The 20,468-nt window shown below is 71.9% G+C and carries 15 protein-coding genes and 1 riboswitch; of the genes, 3 read left to right on the top strand and 12 right to left on the bottom strand.

The window, feature by feature from the left end; all coding sequences use genetic code 11:
- Positions 1 to 153: 153 nt before the first annotated feature.
- The 4 genes from DEJ02_RS17945 to DEJ02_RS17960 all read right to left on the bottom strand — a co-directional run bounded on the left by DEJ02_RS17945 (position 154) and on the right by DEJ02_RS17960 (position 4,446).
- A complete protein-coding gene (locus tag DEJ02_RS17945) occupies positions 154 to 732 on the bottom strand; it encodes an ATP-binding protein (protein WP_258378779.1) in 579 nt (192 codons plus the stop codon).
- Positions 725 to 3,289, bottom strand: coding sequence for an ATP-binding cassette domain-containing protein (locus DEJ02_RS17950; protein WP_258378780.1), 2,565 nt, complete (start codon positions 3,287 to 3,289; stop codon positions 725 to 727). The genes DEJ02_RS17945 and DEJ02_RS17950 overlap by 8 nt, the downstream gene beginning before the upstream one ends.
- A gap of 2 nt (positions 3,290 to 3,291) precedes the next feature.
- Entirely contained in the window at positions 3,292 to 3,930 is a 639-nt protein-coding gene (locus DEJ02_RS17955) for an ECF transporter S component (protein WP_027464637.1), read from the bottom strand.
- Positions 3,925 to 4,036, bottom strand: a riboswitch (TPP riboswitch). Its footprint overlaps the gene before it by 6 nt.
- Positions 4,037 to 4,125: 89 nt before the next feature.
- Positions 4,126 to 4,446 (bottom strand): hypothetical protein, encoded by a 321-nt coding sequence (locus DEJ02_RS17960; RefSeq protein WP_027464636.1) that lies wholly within the window; start codon positions 4,444 to 4,446, stop codon positions 4,126 to 4,128.
- 128 nt (positions 4,447 to 4,574) lie between these two features.
- Here DEJ02_RS17960 and glgX point away from each other — a divergent pair, with 128 nt between their 5' ends.
- Genes glgX through treZ form a run of 3 tightly spaced genes read left to right on the top strand, consistent with a single transcriptional unit; the run spans position 4,575 to position 11,055 of the window.
- On the top strand, positions 4,575 to 6,806 hold the full coding sequence (gene glgX / locus DEJ02_RS17965; protein WP_111034034.1) for a glycogen debranching protein GlgX: 2,232 nt from the start codon (positions 4,575 to 4,577) through the stop codon (positions 6,804 to 6,806).
- Complete coding sequence (treY, locus tag DEJ02_RS17970) at positions 6,803 to 9,304, top strand: malto-oligosyltrehalose synthase (protein ID WP_111034035.1); 2,502 nt, start codon at positions 6,803 to 6,805, stop codon at positions 9,302 to 9,304. Before glgX ends, treY begins: the two co-directional genes overlap by 4 nt.
- Positions 9,301 to 11,055: a malto-oligosyltrehalose trehalohydrolase gene (gene treZ / locus DEJ02_RS17975; protein ID WP_111034036.1), complete on the top strand. Its 1,755-nt coding sequence runs from the start codon at positions 9,301 to 9,303 to the stop codon at positions 11,053 to 11,055. The genes treY and treZ overlap by 4 nt, the downstream gene beginning before the upstream one ends.
- A 106-nt stretch (positions 11,056 to 11,161) precedes the next feature.
- Here treZ and DEJ02_RS17980 read toward each other — a convergent pair whose 3' ends face one another.
- From DEJ02_RS17980 to DEJ02_RS18015, 8 genes are all read right to left on the bottom strand, one after another.
- A complete protein-coding gene (locus DEJ02_RS17980) occupies positions 11,162 to 11,956 on the bottom strand; it encodes a polyprenol monophosphomannose synthase (protein ID WP_111024970.1) in 795 nt (264 codons plus the stop codon).
- Between the two features lie 45 nt (positions 11,957 to 12,001).
- Positions 12,002 to 12,706 carry a class F sortase gene (locus DEJ02_RS17985; protein WP_146248585.1) on the bottom strand — a complete coding sequence of 235 codons (705 nt, stop codon included), beginning with the start codon at positions 12,704 to 12,706 and terminating at the stop codon, positions 12,002 to 12,004.
- Complete coding sequence (locus DEJ02_RS17990; RefSeq protein WP_111034038.1) at positions 12,703 to 13,857, bottom strand: glycosyl hydrolase family 8; 1,155 nt, start codon at positions 13,855 to 13,857, stop codon at positions 12,703 to 12,705. Before DEJ02_RS17990 ends, DEJ02_RS17985 begins: the two co-directional genes overlap by 4 nt.
- A gap of 99 nt (positions 13,858 to 13,956) precedes the next feature.
- Entirely contained in the window at positions 13,957 to 14,781 is an 825-nt protein-coding gene (locus DEJ02_RS17995; RefSeq protein ID WP_111111288.1) for a DUF4397 domain-containing protein, read from the bottom strand.
- 395 nt (positions 14,782 to 15,176) lie between these two features.
- Positions 15,177 to 17,165 (bottom strand): glycosyltransferase family 39 protein, encoded by a 1,989-nt coding sequence (locus DEJ02_RS18000; protein ID WP_111034040.1) that lies wholly within the window; start codon positions 17,163 to 17,165, stop codon positions 15,177 to 15,179.
- Positions 17,162 to 18,649, bottom strand: a complete 1,488-nt coding sequence (locus tag DEJ02_RS18005) for a glycosyltransferase (protein WP_111034041.1) — start codon at positions 18,647 to 18,649, stop codon at positions 17,162 to 17,164. Before DEJ02_RS18005 ends, DEJ02_RS18000 begins: the two co-directional genes overlap by 4 nt.
- The gene (locus DEJ02_RS18010; RefSeq protein ID WP_258320816.1) at positions 18,646 to 19,143 is read right to left on the bottom strand and encodes a GtrA family protein; all 498 of its coding nucleotides are present in this window, start codon (positions 19,141 to 19,143) and stop codon (positions 18,646 to 18,648) included. The genes DEJ02_RS18005 and DEJ02_RS18010 overlap by 4 nt, the downstream gene beginning before the upstream one ends.
- Before the next feature lie 217 nt (positions 19,144 to 19,360).
- The gene (locus DEJ02_RS18015) at positions 19,361 to 20,365 is read right to left on the bottom strand and encodes an aldo/keto reductase family protein (RefSeq protein WP_071405490.1); all 1,005 of its coding nucleotides are present in this window, start codon (positions 20,363 to 20,365) and stop codon (positions 19,361 to 19,363) included.
- Positions 20,366 to 20,468 lie beyond the last annotated feature (103 nt).

A 20,468-nucleotide genomic window follows, 5' to 3' on the forward strand; every position in this document is an offset into this window, starting at 1 on the left:
GGCGCGGCGGGCGCGGGCGCGGGCGACGCGGGCGCGGCGGGCTGACGTTTCGCGCTGGGCGACAGTTCTCGCCTTCCGGAGGCCGTGAGGTGTCGCTCAGCGCGAATCCTCGGTGCCGCCACGTGCCGCCGCGGTGCGGCGCGGGCCCGCGCGCTACGTCCGCAGGACCACGTCGGCCAGGGCGGCCGGGTCCTCGGCGGCGATGAAGGCCCGCTCCTGCGCGGCCCAGCGGTCCCACTCGCGCGCGAAGACCTCGCCGTCGCGGCCGATCGCCCGGTCCCAGCGCACGGCGTCGTCGGCCTCGAGCCACACCCGCAGGGACCCCAGCGGCGCCGACGCCCGGGACAACGCCCCGCAGCCCTCGACCACGATCGGCTGGTCGGGGTCCACCGACGTCCAGTCCGCGGGTGCATCGGCCACCCAGTCCCAGCGCCGGTACCCGCTCGGCGCTCCGAGGACGTCCGTCACCACGGCGTCGGCAGCCGCACGCAGGCCGTCCCACCCCGGGTACACGTCGTCCAGGTGCACGAGCTGCGCACCGAGCTGCTCAGCGACCTGTGCTCCGAGGGTGGTCTTGCCCGTGCCGGACCGGCCGTCGATGAGCACGACGGCGCGCCGGCCCGTGGCAGCGGCGACACCGGCAGCAGCAGCGGCCAGACCGGGGGCGAGGTCACCACCGGCGGTGGTGCGCGTCGCGCCCGTCGTGCCGGCTGCGCGCTCCGCGTCAGGCACGCCACGTCCCCATGCTCACCGCGACCGCGATCGACACCACGCCGATGCCGACCAGCGCCGCCACCATCGCCCACTCCGGCCCGGCGAACCGTGCGACCCGCGCCCAGGTCCGCCGTCCGTGAGCACCGAACCCCCGTGACTCCATCGCCACCGCCAACGTCGTCGCACGCCGCAGCGCGAGCACGAGCAGCGCGAACGCCATGGTCGCCCCACGTCGCAGCCGTCCGGAGTCGGCCAGCCCTCGCGCGCGTCGCGCCATCGCGAGCTGTCGCCAGTCGTCGACGAGCAAGGTCATCATCCGGACGGCGGCGAGCGCGCCGAGCACGAAGCGCGCGGGCAGCCGGAGCACCTGCGCGAGCCCGTCGGCCAGGTCGGTCGGGTCGGCCCGCACGAAGAGCGCGATGGCCGGCACCCCCACCGCGAGGACCCGGAGCGCCGTCGCCAACGCGAGCGTGAGCGACCCGTCGGTGACGTGTGCGAACCCGAGGTCGAACCACTCCCGCCCCGAGGGCCTGCCGTACAGCGCGATGCTCACCGCCGTCAGCGGGACCGCGAGGAGCACCGGTGCGAGTCGGAGCAGCAGGGTCCGGACCGGCAGGCGCAGGAGCGGCAGGAGCGCGAGTTCGAACGCCAGGGCGACGGCGGCGGAGACGACGTCGAGGCTGAGCACCAGGCAGACGCCGAGGGCGAGCACACCGATCAGCGACGCGACCGGCTGGACGCCGGGGATGCCGGTCGCGCGGGCCGGCAGCGGTCGTCGCAGGGGGTTCGTCCGGTCGGTTCCGTCCGCCGCGTCCGCCGCGTCCGACGCGTCCGTCCGGTCGGCCGTGTCGATCCGGTCTGGAGGCCCGGGGCGGCTTCCGACTGTCGGCCCGGTCTCCGGGATGGTCGCGTTCGACGGCCCCTGGTCGCTCCCGACGGACCGGGCGCCGTCCGGCCCGAGCACGACCTCGTCGGCGTCGAGTGCCCGGACGAGGTCGCGGTCGTGGGTGACCGCCACCACCGCGGTGCCGGCATCGGCGAGGGCCCCGAGCCGACCGACGACGGCCTGCCACGTGGCACGGTCCTGCCCGGAGGTCGGCTCGTCGAGCACGACGACCGGCGGCCGGGCCGCGATGACCGAGGCGATCGCGAGCCGTCGTTGTTCGCCCCCGGACAGCGTGAAGGGGTTGGCGTCGGCCAGGTGTGCGAGCCCGAACTCGTCGAGCAGCGCGGTGGCTCGTTCGGCGGCGTCCGGCGCGTCGAGTGCTCGGGGGCCGGCCTCGATCTCCTCGCGGACGGAGCGGGCGACGAACTGGTGCTCGGGGTCCTGGAACACCGTGCCGATCCGGGCGGCGAGTTCCCGGCTCGTCCAGGCGTGGGGGGCTGTGCCGATGCCGTCGGCGAGGGCGTCCGTGGCGCGGAGCTCACCGGCTGCCGGTGGGAGCAAGCCCGCGAGGGTCAGCCCGAGCGTCGACTTGCCGACGCCGTTCGGTCCGGTGACGGCGAGGACCTGCCCGGCCCGGAGCCCGAGGTCGATGCCGTTCCCGACCGGCTGCTTCCCCCGTGCCGTGCCGAGCCCCCGGGCTTCGAGCAGTACCGCTGTCCCCTGGTCACGCTCCCCCACGCCGAACTCCCCCTCGCCAGGTTCCCCCGCGCCGAGCGGGCGGAATGCCGCGGTCGCCCCGCCGGACGCCCCGGGCATTTCGCCCGCTCGTCCGCGCGCACGCCGCACCCGCGCCGAACCACGCCCCGGCTCGACACCGGGCACCCAGACCCCGGCCGCCGTGAGCGCCTCGCCGTGGTCCGCCAGCACCTGAGCCGGCGGACCGTCCGCGACCACGCCGCCGCCCGGTTCGAGCAGCACGAGCCGATCGACCAGGTCCAGCCAGGTGCCGATCCGGTGCTCCACCACGAGCAGCGTCGCCCCGGTCTCGTCGAGCAGCGCCCGGACGGCGTCGTGCACCTGCGCCACGCCGTCCGGGTCGAGGTTCGCGCAGGGTTCGTCGAGCACGAGCGCACCCGGCCGCATCGCGAGCACGCCCGCGAGCGCCAACCGCTGCCGCTGCCCACCGGACAGCTGCGCGGTGGAGCGGTCGAGCGGCAGGTCGAGGCCGACGACGTCGAGCGCAGACCGCACCCGGTCCCAGGTCTCGTCGCGGGGGACGCCGGCGTTCTCGCAGCCGAAGGCCACGTCGTCGCCGACGCGGGACATCACCGTGTGTGCCTCGGGGTCCTGCATGACGAGACCGACACGCCCGCGGACCGCGCGGGGGTCGGCCTCGTCGACCAGGAGTGTCCCCTGCACCGAAGCAGCGGTGTCGTCGGTGGCGTCGGGCTCGTCGGGGAGCACGCCGGCGACCGCTCGCAGGAGCGTCGACTTGCCGGCACCGGACGGCCCGACGACGGCGACCCGCTCCCCAGGCGAGACGGTCAGGTCGACGTCGCGGACGGCCCAGGCATCGCGCTCCGGGTACCGCCAGCCCCATCCACGGAACACGATGCGCGCCCCGCGGACGCCGGCACCTGCGCCGGCGTCGCCGCCGGTGGAAGGGGACGTCGCCGACGGAGCGGGCACGGTCACACCAGGGCGCGGGGTTCGCGGCGGCTGTGCTCGCGGCCGGCCGCGAAGGACGACAGCACCCCGGTGCGGGCGAGTGCCCGGACGATGAGCCACGATCCCGCCCCCGCGATCACGGCACCGGAGATGACCGCGCAGATCACGTAGACGACCTTGAAGGCCACGTCGAGCCCCGGGTACCAGAGGACGGTGTCGTTGATGCCGAGCGCGAGTCCGGCTGCGGCACCGGCGAGCACGACGACCGGCAGGCGGTAGACGCGGTACAGGAACAGCGCGAGGACGATCTCCGCGCCGAGGCCCTGGACGAGCCCGGCCTCGAGCGTGAGCCATCCCCACTGGGTGCCGAACAACGCCTCGACCGAGGCGGCGACCATCTCGCCGTAGAGCGCGGCGCCGGGCTTGCGGACGACGATCGCGACGATCGGGCCGGCGAGCAGCCAGACCCCGCCGAACAGGGCCTTCGTGCCGGGGAGCACGAGGTCCATGACGGCGCTGATGGGTTCGTAGCCGAACTCCCAGAGCCGGAAGACGACCCCGAGGGCCACCGCGAGGACACTCGCGACGACGATGTCGACGACCCGCCACCGCAGCGATCGCCGCGGAGCGGTGGTGACGGTTGTGGACGTGCCTGAAGGCATGCTGCTGACTCCTCCCTGCGCCGGCATGATCCGGATCAGGTTCGACGGTCGGAGCGCCGATCGCTCCCTCTCAGCCCGGCGGTCCCGGACTCCCGTGTGTGTGCCAGCAGTCTAGACGCGGTCGCGACCGCGTGACGGCAAGACGGACGGGAGGCCCGTGGCGGCGTCGCCACGGGCCTCCCGTCCGTCAGGTGGTCACTTCTTGAGCGCGCGCACCAGCTTGCGGAGGACACGCCCGGCCACCCACACGAAGGGGATGCCCACGACGATCAGCGAGATCGGGTTCGGCTCGAACACGAGGTCCTTGCCCGGACGGCGGACGTAGGCGCCGACGGGGGCCGACAGGCCGCCGCCACCGCCGCCACCGTTCTCGTCGTCCCCGCCGCCACCGAAGCCGAACCAGCTGACGGACACGGGGATGAGGGTCTGGTCGCCGACCTCGACGGGTTCTCCGTAGTTCGTGGAGACCCCGAGCGGGCGGACCTGGTCTGCGATCTTCGAGACGATGTTGGCCATGCGCGCGACGCTACTCGTCCGTTCCTCCACAGGCCGCGGGGCGCATCACGCATCCACAGCTGGGGCTTGTCTGCGGACGCGGACGAGCGCCGCCGATATGTTGGCCGCACCCACACCTGGAGGACCGTTTGCACACCTGGCCCGGAAACCCGTACCCGCTCGGGGCGACCTACGACGGGAGCGGCACGAACTTCGCGCTGTTCTCCGAGGTCGCCGAGCGCGTCGAACTCTGTCTGTTCGATTCCGACGGCAACGAAGAATGCGTCCGCCTGCTCGAGGTGGACGCCTACGTCTGGCACGCGTACCTCCCCAACATCGGCCCCGGTCAGGAGTACGGGTTCCGCGTGCACGGCCCGTACGACCCGGACTCCGGCGCGCGCTGCAACCCGTCGAAGCTCCTGCTCGACCCGTACGCCAAGGCGACGAGCGGCGAGATCGACTGGGACCAGTCGCTCTTCTCGTACACGTTCGGCGACCCGGACTCGACCAACGACGAGGACTCCGCGTCGCACATGATGAAGGGCGTCGTGATCAACCCCTTCTTCGACTGGCAGGGGGATCGTCCGCCGCGCACGCCGTACGGCGAGACCGTCATCTACGAAGCGCACGTCAAGGGGCTCACGGAGACCCACCCGGACGTGCCGGAAGAGCAGCGCGGCACCTACGCCGGCGTCGCCCACCCCGCGGTCATCGAGCACCTGCAGCGCCTCGGCATCACCACGCTCGAGCTCATGCCGGTCCACCAGTTCGTGAACGACTCGACCCTGCAGGACAAGGGGCTGTCGAACTACTGGGGCTACAACACCATCGGCTTCTTCGCGCCGCACTCGGCGTACTCGTCGTCGGGCGACCAGGGCCAGCAGGTCCAGGAGTTCAAGACGATGGTGCGCGAGCTGCACCGCGCCGGCATCGAGGTCGTCCTCGACGTCGTCTACAACCACACCGCCGAGGGCAACCACCTCGGCCCGACGCTGTCGTTCCGCGGCATCGACAACGCGGCCTACTACCGCCTGGTCGACGACGACAAGAAGTTCTACATGGACTACACGGGCACGGGGAACTCGCTCAACGTCGGGCACCCGCACTCGCTGCAGCTCATCCTCGACTCGCTCCGCTACTGGGTGACCGAGATGCACGTCGACGGGTTCCGCTTCGACCTCGCCTCGGCACTCGCCCGCGAGTTCTACGAGGTCGACCGGCTGTCGGCCTTCTTCGAACTGGTGCAGCAGGACCCGATCGTGTCGCAGGTCAAGCTCATCGCCGAGCCGTGGGACGTCGGCCCCGGTGGCTACCAGGTCGGCAACTTCCCGCCCCAGTGGTCCGAGTGGAACGGCAAGTACCGCGACACCGTCCGTGACTTCTGGCGCGGTGAGTCGTCGACGCTCGGCGAGTTCGCCTCCCGGATCTCCGGCTCGGCCGACCTGTACGAGCACGACGGCCGCACGCCCAAGGCGAGCATCAACTTCATCACCGCGCACGACGGCTTCACGCTGTACGACCTGGTGGCCTACAACGAGAAGCACAACGAGGCCAACGGCGAGGACAACAACGACGGCGAGAGCCACAACCGGTCCTGGAACTCCGGCGCCGAGGGCCCGACCGACGACGAGTCCGTGAACGCCCTGCGGCTGCAGCGTCGCCGGAACTTCCTGGCGACCCTGCTCCTGAGCCAGGGGGTGCCGATGATCGCGCACGGCGACGAGCTCGGCCGGTCGCAGTCCGGCAACAACAACGTCTACGCGCAGGACTCCGAGCTCAGCTGGATCGACTGGGACAGCGCGGACGAAGACCTCGTCCAGTTCACCGCCGACGTGGTGAAGCTGCGGCACGACCACCCCACGTTCCGCCGGACCCGGTACTTCAACGGCCGTCCGGTCCGCCGTGGCGAGGGCGAGCCGCTGCCCGACGTGGTGTGGCTGACCCCCTCGGGCGAAGCGATGGACCCCGAGGACTGGGACTCCGGCTTCGGCAAGAGCGTCGGCATGTACCTGAACGGCGAGGGCATCCGCGGACGCGACGCCCGCGGTGAGCGCGTCACCGACGTCGGCTTCATCACGTACTTCAACGCCCACGACGACGTCGTGACGTTCACGCTCCCGCCCGAGGAGTACTCCCCCGGCTGGACCGTCCGGATCGACACCGCCGACCCCGGTGCCCGCGACGAGGTGCTCGACGCGGGTACCCCGCTCGACGTCCCCGCCCGGTCGATGATCGTGCTGCGTGCGGAGCCCGACCACGAGGTCACGAGCACCCCGGTCGACGCCGAGCAGGACGGCGCCCCCGAACCGGACGCCCCGCAGGACGCCGTCACCCCGGTGAACCCGGCCGGTTCCACCGCACCGAGCGGAACCGCCCGATGACCGCCGGAACGCCCGGCGCCGCGAACCGCGTCCCCGCGTCGACGTACCGGCTGCAGGTCTCGGCCGACTTCGACCTCGACGCTGCACGCGACCTGGTCGACTACGTGCACGACCTCGGCGCCGACTGGCTGTACCTGTCGCCGGTGCTGCAGGCCGAGTCCGGGTCGAACCACGGCTACGACGTGGTCGACCACACGCGGGTCGACACCGACCGTGGTGGCGACCAGGCGATGCGGGCGTTGGCCGAGGCCGCGCACGCCGTCGGGCTCGGGGTCATCGTCGACGTGGTGCCGAACCACGTCGGCGTCGCGACCCCCGAGTCGAACCCGTGGTGGTGGTCCCTGCTCGAACTCGGGCAGGGCTCCCCCGTGGCGTGGGCCTTCGACGTGGACTGGGAGGCCGGCGACGGCAAGCTCCGGGTCCCCGTGCTCGACGACCGGCTGCTCGAGGCGATCACGCTCGACACCTCCGACGCCCAGCGTCCGGTGCTCCGCGTCGGCGAGACCGCCTACCCCACCGCACCCGGGACGGTGCACGACGGCGACACCGTCGAGACCGTCCACGACCGCCAGCACTACGCGTTCGTGCACTGGAAGCGTGCTGACCACGACCTGAACTACCGCCGGTTCTTCGCGGTGAACACCCTCGCGGCGATCCGGGTCGAGGAGCCCGAGGTCTTCGCGGCCTCGCACGGGGTCATCGGCGGCTGGTTCCGCGACGGACTCGTCGACGGACTGCGCATCGACCACCCGGACGGGCTGTACGACCCGGCGGGCTACCTGCAGGACCTGGCGGAGCTGACCGGCGGGGCCTACACCCTCGTCGAGAAGATCCTCGAGCCCGGCGAGCAGCTGCCGAGCTCGTGGCCGGTCGACGGCACCACCGGGTACGACGCCCTCGGGGTGCTCGACCGCGTGTTCGTCGACCCCGCGGGCGAGCAGGCGCTGACCGCGGCGTCGGGCGCCGAACCGACCGAATGGCAGCAGCTCACGCACGACACCCGACGGGGCATCGCGGACGGCATCCTCGGCAGTGAGGTCGAGCGGCTCGCACGCCTGCTCGCGCCGAGCTCCGCGACGGAGACGATCACGCACGAGCGGATCGTCGACGCGGTCGCCGAGATCGTGGCCTCGTTCGACGTGTACCGCACGTACCTGCCCGAGGGCGCCCACCACCTCATCACCGCGCTCGAGCGCGCCGCCGAGGCCCGCCCGGACCTCGACGACGTCATCGACCGGATCGCACCGGCACTCGTCGACCCGACGAACGCCGCGGCGGTCCGACTGCAGCAGACCAGCGGCATGGTGATGGCGAAGGGCGTCGAGGACACGGCGTTCTACCGCACCTCGCGCCTGTCGTCCCTGAGCGAGGTCGGCGGCGACCCGAGCGTCTTCGCGGTCTCGGTGGCGGACTTCCACCAGGCACAGCGCGAACGGCTCGGCAGCTGGCCGCACACCATGACGACGCTCACCACCCACGACACCAAGCGCAGCGAGGACACCCGCGCCCGCATCGCCGTGCTGGCCGAGCTCGGCGACGAGTGGGCCGCCACGCTCGAGCGTCTGCAGTCGCTCGTGCCGTTGCAGGACCGCGTGTTCGCCGACCTGCTCTGGCAGGCGATCGTCGGCGCCCGGCCCGCCAGCCGTGAGCGTCTGCACGCCTACGCCGAGAAGGCCTCCCGCGAAGCCGGTGACAGCACCACCTGGACCGAGCCCGACGAGGCGTTCGAGCAGCAGATGCACGCGATCGTCGACGCCGCGTTCGACGACCCGGACGTGGTCACCGTGCTCGACGCCCTCGACGAGCAGATCGACGCCGCGGGGTGGTCGAACGGTCTCGCCCAGAAGCTCGTCCAGCTCACCGCCCCGGGCGTCCCCGACGTCTACCAGGGCACCGAGTTCTGGGACCGCTCGCTCGTCGACCCCGACAACCGTCGTCCGGTCGACTACGCCGAGCGGCGCCACGTGCTCGCCGAGCTCGACGGCCCGGACGACGACGGCCCCGAGGACCTGCCGGCCATCGGCATCGACGGTGCCGCGAAGCTCCTGGTCACGACCCGCGCACTGCGCATCCGTCGGGACCACCCGGAGCTGTTCACCCGGTACCTGGAGCTCGAAGCCACCGGCAGCGCGGCCGACCACGTCATCGCGTTCGACCGCGGCGGTGCCGTGACGATCGCGACGCGTCTGCCGATCGGCCTCGACCGGGTCGGCGGCTGGGGCGACACGCTGGTGCACGCCGTCCCCGTCGAGCGCATCGACCTGCTCACCGGCCGACACGTCCCCGCCGACCGCGGGATCCCGCTGGCCGACCTGCTCACCACCTACCCGGTCGCACTCCTCGTGCCCGCCGACGCGGTCGGTGCAGCCGGCCACGCCGACGCGGTGACCGCCGTGACCGACGCGAGCGGTGCCTCCCGGCCCGCCGCCGACCGCACGACGGACGCCACCGAGACCGACGCGCAGGCCGAGATCGACATCCTGGAGGGTCACGCATGACCGCACCCGACCGTTACGCCGTCTGGGCGCCCGAGCCGGACCGGGTCCGGCTCGTCGTCGACGACGTCGAGTACCCGCTCACCAAGGGCGACGACGACTGGTGGTCCACCGACGCCGTGATGCCGGTCGTCGGCGCACGCTACGGGTTCCGCATCGGCGACGACGACGCGGTCCGACCGGACCCGCGCAGCCGGTACCAGCCCGAGGGCGTGCACGGCCCGTCCGAGGTCGTCGACCCCGCACGGTTCGCGTGGACCGACGAGTCGTGGACCGGACGCCCGGCCCGCGGCGCCGTGATCTACGAGATGCACATCGGCACCTACACGCCCGAGGGCACGCTCGACGCCGCCGCCCAGAAGCTGGACCACCTGGTCGAGCTCGGGGTCGAGTTCGTCGAGCTGCTCCCCGTCAACGCCGTGAACGGCGAGTGGAACTGGGGCTACGACGGGGTCGGCTGGTTCTCCGTGCACGCCCCGTACGGCGGCCCGGACGCCTACGACCGGTTCGTCGACACGGCGCACGCGCTGGGGCTCGGGGTCATCCAGGACGTCGTCTACAACCACCTCGGACCGAGCGGCAACTACCTGCCGCTGTACGGCCCGTACCTGCTGGCCGGGCTCGGCAACACCTGGGGTGACTCGGTGAACGTCGAGCACCCCGAGGTCCGCCGGTACGTGCTCGACAACGTGCGCATGTGGTTCCGCGACCACCACGTCGACGGGCTGCGGCTCGACGCCGTGCACGCGATCCGCGACACCACCCGCCCGCACGTGCTGGCGTCGATGGCCGACGAGACCGACGCCTACTCGTCCTTCATCGGCCGTCCGCTGTCGCTCATCGCGGAGTCCGACCTCAACGACCCGGTGATGTTCCGGCCGCGCGAGGCCGCCGGGTACGGCCTCGCCGGGCAGTGGTCGGACGACTTCCACCACGCCGTGCACGTGGCGCTCACCGGCGAGACGAACGGCTACTACGCCGACTTCGCCCCGCTGTCGGCGCTGGCGAAGGTGCTCGAGGACGGCTTCTTCCACGACGGCACCTGGTCGTCGTTCCGCGGCAAGCGGCACGGCCGGCCGATCGACCGCGGGACCTCCCCGGCGACGGCCCTGGTCGTCGCGAACCAGAACCACGACCAGATCGGCAACCGCGCCGCCGGCGACCGGCTCGCCGCGACGCTCGACGACGAGGGGCTCGTGATCGCCGCGGCCCTGACCCTGCTCGGGCCGTTCACGCCGATGCTGTTCATGGGCGAGGAGTTCGCGGCCTCGACGCCGTGGCAGTTCTTCACCTCGCACCCGGAGCCCGAGCTCGGCAAGGCCACCGCAGAAGGGCGCATCGCCGAGTTCGCCGAGCACGGCTGGGACGAGTCAGCGGTGCCGGACCCGCAGGACCCGACGACGTTCACCAACTCCAAGCTCGACTGGGCCGACGTCAGCTCGGAGCGCGGCGCGGCGATCCTGCGTGCCTACCGGGTGCTCATCGCCCTGCGGCGCACCGACCAGGCGTTCGTCGACCACCGCTACGAGGCGAACGCCGTCCGCTTCAGCGAGGACCGCCGCTGGCTCGTGCTCACGCGCGGGCTGCTCGGTCCCGACGTGGCGCCGGTGCACGTCGTGGTGAACTTCGCCGACGACGCAGCCGAGGTCCCGGTGCCCGACGCCGTGGGCGAGGAGCTCTACGGCTTCGGCGCGACCGAGGTCGATGCCGGCGTCGTCCGGTTCCGCGGCCGCGGCGTGGTCGTGCTGCGCTAGCCGACCGCGGGCTGCGCGAGCCACCCGCTGGCAGCACACACGAACGGCGACGAACCCCCTGGGTCCGTCGCCGTTCCTGCGTTCAGGCGTCCGTGCGTTCGCGGTCTCAGCCCGCGTGGTCGGCGACCGCGTGTGCGTTCTTCCGCACGGACGGCAGCTTGCGGTGGTCCTTCACCAGGGAGCGGGTCTCGCGGATCCGGCGGTCGATGCCCCACTTCGTCACGAGCGCCAGGCTCTCGCGCACGATGTTGCCGCTCATCTTCGAGACGCCGAACTCCCGCTCGGTGAACGTGATCGGGGTCTCCACGACCCGGAGACCCGCCTCGAGGGCACGCCAGCACAGGTCCACCTGGAAGCAGTACCCCTTCGACGCGACCCCGGCGAGGTCGATCCGCTCGAACGCCCGCGAGGTGAACACCCGGAACCCGCCGGTCGCATCGCGCACCGCGATGCCCAGGGCGAGGCGGGTGTACAGGTTGCCCCCGCGGGAGAGCAGGAGGCGGTACCAGGGCCAGTTCTCGACCTTGCCGCCCTTGATCCACCGGGAGCCGAGCACCAGGTCGTTCGAGTCGGCGAGCTCGAGCATCCAGGGCAGGTACTCGGGGTGGTGGGAGCCGTCGGCGTCCATCTCGACGAGCTTGGCGTAGCCGTGTTCCAGGCCCCACGCGAAGCCGGACAGGTAGGCGCCGCCCAGGCCGTCCTTGACGGTGCGGTGCATGACGTGCACCCGACCGGTCTCGCGGGCGATCGCGTCCGCGATGTCGCCGGTGCCGTCGGGTGAGTTGTCGTCGACGACGAGCACGTGCACGGAGTCGTCGGTCGCGGCCAACGTGCGCTCGACGATCGGCCGGACGTTCTCGGCTTCGTCGTAGGTCGGGATGATGACCAGGGTCTCGCTCATGGTGCTCCTCGTGCTCGCAGTCGAATGTATCGCTGGCTTGGTGGGTCAATCCGACGAGAGGTCTGCGAACACGATCAGATTGTCCGTGTAGTGCCCGGTGGCGGTGTCGAACGTGCCGTCGCAGGTGATGAGTCGGAGTTGCGGGGTGGGGGTGGGGCCGTAGACGTCGCTCGTCGGGAACGCCGACTTGGCGGCGCGTTCGGAACGGTCGACGGTGAAGGTGCGGGTGGTGCCGTCGGACATCCGGACGTGGACCTCGTCGCCGGCGACCAGTTCGTCGAGCCGGAAGAACACCGCGGCGCTCGTCGGGCTGTCGACGTGACCGGCGATGACGGCGGGGCCGACCTCGCCGGGGACGATCCCGTCGCTGAACCAGCCCGCGCTGTCCCAGTCGACGGGCGGGTCGAGTTCTCCGGCAGCACCGCGGTGCAGGTCCTCGAGCGACGACCGCACGCCGATGGCCGGGATCGACACGCTGACCGGGGTGGCCGTCGAGCGGGCCTCGGGTGCGGCCGGGTCCTGGAACCCGTCGGTGCCGGAGCCCGAGGACGAAGAAGAGGACGAGGACGACGACGACTGCGACGGAGACGACGAGGACTGCGGCGGGGACGACGCGCCACCGCCGACGGTCGACGCGACCGCCACCCCGGCCACGCCCCCGACCACCACGACGGCGGCGACCACGGCACCGATCACCACGCCTCGGCGCCGGACGGCCGAGACGCGCCCGGCGCTCCGACGGCCGCTCACGAGCCGCCTCCCCCGTCGCTGGCGCATCCCCCGAGCACGTCGGAGGTCAGCATGGTCGAACCGATGGCCAACCAGGCGTCGCCGTAGTAGGTCGGTGTGGTCGCCGCGGTACGGTCGGCCCGCTCGAGGTCGGCGGCAGCCGCACGGGAGGAACCGGCGGCCTGCTCGGCCGCGGCCCGCGCGGTGTAGGCCAGCGCGTTCGTGTCCTGCGTCACCGGGGTGCCACCGAGGTCGAGCTGCGAGGCGAGGCGCGTCGTCCGTCCGAGCGTGGGCGCGAGCGCCGCCGCGAGCTCCCGGTCGGGCGCCGAACACGCCTCGGCGTACCGGAGCGGCGTCCGCATCGCGTCGTAGCCGTAGAGCACCTGCCCGTCGCCACCGACGGCCGGCATCGGGTCCACCGACCCGTCGGTGTGCACCTGGGACCAGTCGCTGGGCAGGTCGGTGGCGTCCAGCACGGCGGCCGTCACGGCGCGGGAACCCCGGTTCAGCGCGTTCCAGCGGTCGTCCCCGGTGGCGTCCGCCAGCACCGAGAAGGCCGCGGGCGACGCGTACGACGTGTTGTAGCTGTAGGGCTCCTGATCCGCCCAGGGTCCGGGCAGCAGGATCGTGCCGAGGTCCGTCCGGGCCGTCTCGTGCTGGAGGATCGCCGCCGCGATGCGCTTGCCAGCGGCGGTGTACCGGTCGTCGTCCCAGGCCTTCCCCGCGAGCACGAGCGCACGGGCAGCGTCGAGGTCGGCGTCGCTCGCGGACTGCTCGTCGGCGACGCCCTCGTCGGACGTCCACCGCCACGCCAGCAGGTCGTCGCCCGTGAGCAGGTGGTCCTTCGTCCACTCCCAGATCGCGTCGAAGCGCGCACGGTCGTCGTTCGCGTAGGCGATGAGCAAGCCGTACGCCTGCCCCTCGCTGACGGTGTCACCGCCCTGGTCGGTGCGGACGACGCGACCGCCCTCGACGTAGCGGTCCAGGAACGCCGACCGCAGCTGCTGCGGTGAGCGCGCCCCGTCGGGCGCGGTGGTCGAGGTCGGGGTCGCCGTGCCGCGAGCGGCGGTCGTGGTGCTCGACGACCAGGGGCGGACGGCGACGATCGCGACGACGACGGCGACGAGGACCGCCGCCACAGCGGCGACCGGTATCCAGGTCCTGCGGGTCATGCTGGCCTGCCTCTCCGGGGATGGTGGGGGGGGTCGAAGGGGAGGCACGGATCACGTGGGCCGTTCAGCGCACGTGATCCGCGCCTCCAGTCCGGGGCGTCAGCGGAACAGCGAACGGAGCATCGCGACGGCCGCGTGGACCGCCTCGGTCACCGGTCGGTCGGCGGCTGCGCCGCCACCGCCGGTCTGCACACCGCCGGACGGGGTGGCGGCGGTCGCCGCGGCGTCCGTCACGGGCACGACCGTCAGATTGCCCTTGCTGTCGTCGAGGACGAACAGGGTCGAGACCGTGTTGCCGGCGAGATCGACCTTGGCGGTGCCCCGCTGGCCGCTGCCGGAGACGTCGAGCGACCACTTGCCGGCGTCGACCGTTGCGTACTTGGTGGCGCTGCCGAAGGTGGCGTCCTCGGCGATCGGGGTGCCGTCGGAGGTCTGCACGTCGACGCGCTTCGCGGTGGTGGCGGCCTGGACGAGCCGGAGCTTCGCCTTGCCGTCGCCGGGCTGCTGCAGGTCGTCGGTGAACGCGGTCGTCTTGAGCCCGTCGTTCTTGCCGTAGGCGACGACGGTGCTGGCGTCGCCCTTCTGCACGGTGACGTCGGTGGAGATGACCGGGGTGGAACGCGGGGCGTCGGCGGCGCGCATCGACAGGACGTAGGTGCCGACCGGCAGCTTCTCGTACGGGCTGACCTGGCCGTAGGTGACGTCGTCGAGTTCGAAGACGGTCTTGCCCCCGGCAAGGCTGGACAGTTCGACGTCGACGCCCTTCGTGTCCGGCGACAGGTGTCCGACGCGGAGCCAGCCCTGGTCGGCCGTCGCGGCGGAGGCGGTCTGCGGGGCGGCGAGCCCGACCGTCGCGGCGACGAGTGTGGCGGCGAGCGCTCCGACGACGACGGTGCGGCGGCGGTTCGTGGTGCGTGCGGTCATGATGGTGCTCCTTCGGGTCGAGGTGCGGTTGGCGTGCGGGTGTCGTGTCGAGGTGCGGGCCGTGCGGTTCGTGTGGGTCGTGCGGGCCGTGCGGGCCGTGCGGGTCGTGCGGTTCGTGCGGGTCGTGCGGGTCGTGTGGGCCTCCGGACGAGCGGGCGGAATGCCGGGGTCCACGCCGGAGCCCTCCGGGCATTTCGCCCGCTCGTCCAACGGGCGCTCCGCCCCGACGTGTTCGCGGGGAACGGTTCCGCGGCCGCCCCCGCGAGAGGGCGAAATGCCGGGGCCCGCGCCGGAGCCCTCCGGGCATTTCGCCCGCTCGCGGGACGCCGGCTCGCGGGACGCCCGCTCGCCGGACGCCAGCTCGGCCAGCTCCCACTCGGCCGAGCGATCGCGGGTCACGAGGCGCTCGTCGCGGTCGTCGTCGGGTCGGCCGGGGCGTACGTCACCGTGAGCCGTGCTCCCTCGCGCTCGACCGAGTCCGGCCGGAACGCCTGGGACATGGCGTCGAAGGTCCGAGCGACCCGTGCTGCCGAGGCGTCGTCGCTCGTGTGCAGGACGACGGTGCGGAACGGCTGGCCGGTCTCCCCGGTGCGCGGGGTGAACCGGTCGACCCGTACGTCCTGGTCGGCGAGCACCTGGCCGAGCGCGATCATCGCCCGCGAGTCGACCTGTCCGGCGCGGAACTGCGACTTCGTGCCGTCGTCCGCACGCAGGGCCGGGTTCGAGGCGAGCTCGGTCCCCAGGGTCTTCCGGACGTCGGTGGCCCGGGTGATCGCGGTCTCGGCAGCACTGGCTCCCTCGGCGTGGATCCGGCGGACCTCGACCTGCTGGTCACCGGTGCCGAAGGTCGCGACGGCCGTGGAGTTCTCGATCGCCTGCCGCACGTCGGTGGACGAGTTGCCGCCCGTGCGCATGGAGTCCGTCGTGATGACGTAGTCCGAGTCCTTCCAGCCGTTCGGGGACTGCCGTTCCACCGCTCCGTCGGTGTCGAGCTTGTAGTACCAGACGACGTTGTTCCGGGCGAAGCCGTCGTCCACCAGGTCGACCCACATGGCGTCGTCGACCAGCAGACGCGAGGACTTCGGCACGTTGTCGCCCACCCACTGCTCGGCCTGCTGCATGGGCAGGTCGAGGTTGCCGAGCAGGAACCCGCGCAGCTGGGTCCCCCACAGCGGCACCGCGACGACGAGCGCCGCAGCCGTGACGACGGCCCAGGTGATGCCGAGGCCGCGCCGTGCCCTCGGGCCGAACCGGCTCCGGGTGTGGACCCGACCGGCGATCGTCAGGACGGCACGCTCGGCGGTGTACGCGACGAGGAGCGCCGCGAACGGGATGAGCATGATGACGTACGGCACCGGCAGGTACCCGTTCGGCCGGAACATCACCGCGAGCAGGAACACGAGCATCGCGGCGATCGGTCGGACCCGGCGCAGGAACAGCCCGACGACGGCGGCGACCGAGCCGAGCACGATGAACACCGGGTCGAGTGCCCACCACTGCGCGGCGGCCTCGTTCGCCAGGCTGCCCCCGTCGAACACCGATCCGGAAGCGGTCCGCGAACCGAGCTGGTAGGTGACGCCCTCCCACAGGCTGACCCGCCCGGCACCCGGAACGAGTTCGCCCTTCACCGCGGCGAGCAGCAGGTACCCGCCGCCGATCAGCACGAGCACGGCCCCGGCGACGCTGAGCGTGTACCGGCGGGTGCTCTTGTCGGCGCGACGCACGGCCATCCAGATGAGGAACGGCAGCGCGAGCAGGTAGGTCTCCTTGGACAGCACGGCGATGCCGAGGCAGGCAGCGGCACCGGCGAACCCGGCGAGCTGCTGGCGACGGCTCAGCACGAGGACGAACGCGGCGAGCAGCCAGGGCGTCGCGACGTTGTCGATGTACACGGTGCGGTGGTACTGCAGCGCGAGCGGTGACAGCGCGAAGACGAGTCCGGCCGCGGCCGCGGTAATCCGTCCGGCACCGAGCCGTCGGGCCAGGACGAACAGCAGGATGCTCGAGACGGCGGAGAAGAACACCATGGCCTCGCGCCCGGCCTCCACCGCGAAGGGGTACCGCGCGAACGCCCCGGTCAGCCCGGTGTACCCGGCGATCTGGATCCATCCGAGCGGCGGGTGGTCGTACCAGTAGGTGTAGTGGGTGAGCTCGCCGAGGTTCGTGATCGCCCACGCCTGGGCGGTGTACGTCCCCTCGTCGTCGATGCGCTGCGGTGTGCCCGACATGTTCCAGGCCTGGACGAGCACGGTCACCGCGACGACGGGCAGCAACCACGTCAGGCTGGCTGCGTGCCGGCGGAACCACGCCCCGATGCCGGTGCGGTGGGCGGTGGCGCCACCACGGATCGGGATGCCCGTGGTGTCGGTGATGCTGGCGGTCATCGGGTGCCTCCCGTGGTGGTGCCGGCGAACGCACGGTCGGACGACGCTGCGCCCGATCCGTCGAGGTCCGAGGCGAAGCCGACCACCTGTCCGTTGCGGTGCTGGCCGGTGTGCTCGGTCTTCTCCCACCCGTTCTGGCCCTTGGCGTGCCGGACGACTGCGCGGACCGCCGCGGCGGCGAGGAACACCTGGTACGGCACCAGGCCGAGCACGAGCCGCACGTAGTCGCGGAGCCGGACCTTCTCGCCGTACAGTCGGCCGAACTCGTTCAGCCCGACGATCTCGACGGCGAGCAGCATCAGCGTCGGTGCGACCGGGATGAACGACACCAGGGCGATCGCCGTCGGCACCTTGACGAACAGGATCATCAGGACGCTCAGCGGGATGAGCAGCCCGGTGGCCGCCTGGATGAACGGCATCGTGAGCATGTAGCGGGCGAAGAACCGCTGCCGGAAGGACGGCAGCTTCTTCCACTCCCCCTTGCCCAGCACCTGCAGGAAGCCCTGGTTCCACCGCGTGCGCTGCTTGAGCAGCGAGGCGAAGGTCGGCGGGGTCTCCTCGCGGGTGACGGCCTCGGGGCTGTAGGCGACGACGACCTTCGCGCCGTCGGCGGAGAGCCGCACGCCGAGCTCGCAGTCCTCGGCGAGGCAGTGCGCGTCCCAGCCGTTCGACCACTCCAGGCGGGAGCGGGTCACGAAGACGGTGTTGCCTCCGAGCGGGATGAACTTGGACCCGGCGTGGAAGTGCAGGCGCGAGCGGAACCAGAAGTAGTACTCCAGGACGTTCCGGAGCGACCACCAGCTCGACCGGAAGTTCATGAGCTGGACGCCGCCCTGCACCACGTCGGCGTCGGTCTCCTGGAACCGCGAGTCGACGAGGGAGAGCAGCCGCGGGTAGACCTCGTCCTCCGCGTCGAACACCCCGACGATGTCACCCGTCGCGTGCTGCAGCGCCAGGTTCATCGCCTTCGGCTTGTTCTTCGGCAGGGTGTCGTCCACCACGACCTTGATCAGGGAGGGGTGCCGAGCCGCCGCAGCACGCACGACGGCGTCGGTCTCCGGGTCGTCCTCCCCGACGATCGCGATGATCTCGAAGTCGGGGTGGTCCTGGGTCGCGAGCATGTCGAGCGTCTGCCCCATCACGTCCTGCTCGTGCCGACCGGGCACCAGGAGCGTGAACCGGTGCGTCGCCGGACGCGGGGTCTGGCTGAAGCTGGTGGACTTCAGCGCGTCCCGCGAGCGCCAGGCGTGCAGCATCCACCAGAGGGTGGTCAACGCGATGATCGTGAGCAGCACGGAGAGGGCGATGAGGGTCGAGTAGCCGAGCCACTCGCCCAGCGACCAGGCGGCCTGTGGGAGCTGCCCCGAGCCTCCCGTCGGCACGTCCGTGGTCCCGCGGTTCGGGACGTCCCCGGTCGTGCCGGGGCGTTCGTCGGGCTGGAGCAGCGGCCCAGCGGCCGTCAGCAACACGGCTGAGATGGTCATTCGGGGAACCCCTTCGGACGTGTGTCGGTGGACCGGAAGACGAGGGCCTTGTACGCGGCGAACCGGAACGCGGTGCCGAGGACGAGGCCGACGCCGTTGCCGGCGACGTTGTCGGCGAGGGTGGACGTGAAGCCGAGGACGTAGTGCGAGACGAACAGGCAGGCAGCGGCGATGCCGAGGCCGACGAGGTTCGTGGCAGCGAAGAGCAACCCCTCGCGGACGGTCTCGCGGCGGCCGGTCTGGCGCTGGGAACGGAAGGTGATGAAGCGGTTGCCGAGCCACGCGACCGAGGTCGCCACGATGGCCGACACGATCTTCGCGGCGATGGGACCGTCCGACATGACGGTGGCGCGGAGCAGGTTGTAGACACCCAGGTCGATGACGAAGCAGACGGCACCGATGGTGCCGAACGACGCGAGTTGCCTCGCGGTGGCGAGCAGGCGCGGGACCGTGCCAGGGCGCACGGTCCGCACCGCACCGGTGTCGGGTGACACCAGAACGGGGGTACGAGTTCGGGTCATGCCCCCGATTCGGGGGGCGTGGCTGGGTGGTTTGGGCGGGGTACGCGACTTGCCAGGCCTCTGCCAGATGCGCGACACATGCCGTTCATCTTGACGATCCGTCAGCTGCGGTGGTCAGGGGCGCGGGGACGACGGACGGGAGGCCCGGTGCCAGCTGGCACCGGGCCTCCCGTCCGTCGGTCGGTTGCGTCTACGCGGGGCGCGACGACGGGGACACGTTCTTCGACGCGTCCCGTTCCGGGATGTCGCCGAGTGCCTCGTCGATCGCCGCGAGGGCGTCCGCGTCGAGCTTGACGCCGGCGGCCTTCACATTGTCGGTGACCTGCTGCGGACGCGAGGCGCCGACGATGGCGCTCGCGACGTTCTCGTTCTGCAGGGTCCACGCGATCGCGAGCTGCGCGAGCGTGAGGCCGGCCTGGTCGGCGACGGGCTGCAGGCGCTGCACGGCTTCGAGGACCTCGTCGCGCATGAACCGCTTGATCATGTCCGCGCCGCCCTTCTCGTCCGTGGCACGCGAACCCTCGGGCAGGGGCTGACCCGGCTTGTACTTGCCGGTCAGGACGCCCTGCGCGATGGGCGACCAGACGATCTGCGACAGGCCGAGCTGCTTCGAGGCGGGGACGACCTCGCCCTCGATGACCCGCCACAGCATCGAGTACTGCGGCTGGTTCGAGATGAGCTGGAAGCCGAGCTCCTTGGCCAGTGCGGCACCGGCGCGGATCTGCTCGGCAGACCACTCGCTGACGCCGATGTAGAGCGCCTTGCCCTGGCGGACGACATCGGCGAAGGCCTGCATCGTCTCTTCGAGGGGGGTCTCGTAGTCGTAGCGGTGTGCCTGGTAGAGGTCGACGTAGTCGGTCTGCAGTCGCTCGAGCGAGCCGTCGATCGACTCCATGATGTGCTTGCGGCTGAGGCCGACGTCGTTGTGCCCCTTGGGGCCGGTCGGCCAGTAGACCTTCGTGAAGACCTCGAGGGACTGGCGCCGCTCGCCCTTGAGCGCCTCGCCGAGGACGGTCTCGGCGGCGGTGTTGGCGTACGTGTCCGCGGTGTCGAACGTGGTGATGCCGGCGTCGAGCGCTGCCCGCACGCACTGGGTGGCGACGTCGTTCTCGACCTGCGAGCCGTGCGTCAGCCAGTTGCCGTAGGTGATCTCGGAGATCTTGAGTCCGGAGTTGCCCAGGTACCTGAATTCCATGATGCCGACGCTACTGGAGTGAGCGCGCACGTGAGGGGTCCCGCGAGTGCCTGTCGGGGGTGGGTGTGTGGGACGGATGCGTGCGTGGGGCGGGTCCGAGGTC

Source organism: Curtobacterium sp. MCLR17_042 (assembly GCF_003234695.1).
In the GTDB taxonomy this organism is placed as follows: Bacteria; Actinomycetota; Actinomycetes; order Actinomycetales; family Microbacteriaceae; genus Curtobacterium; species Curtobacterium flaccumfaciens.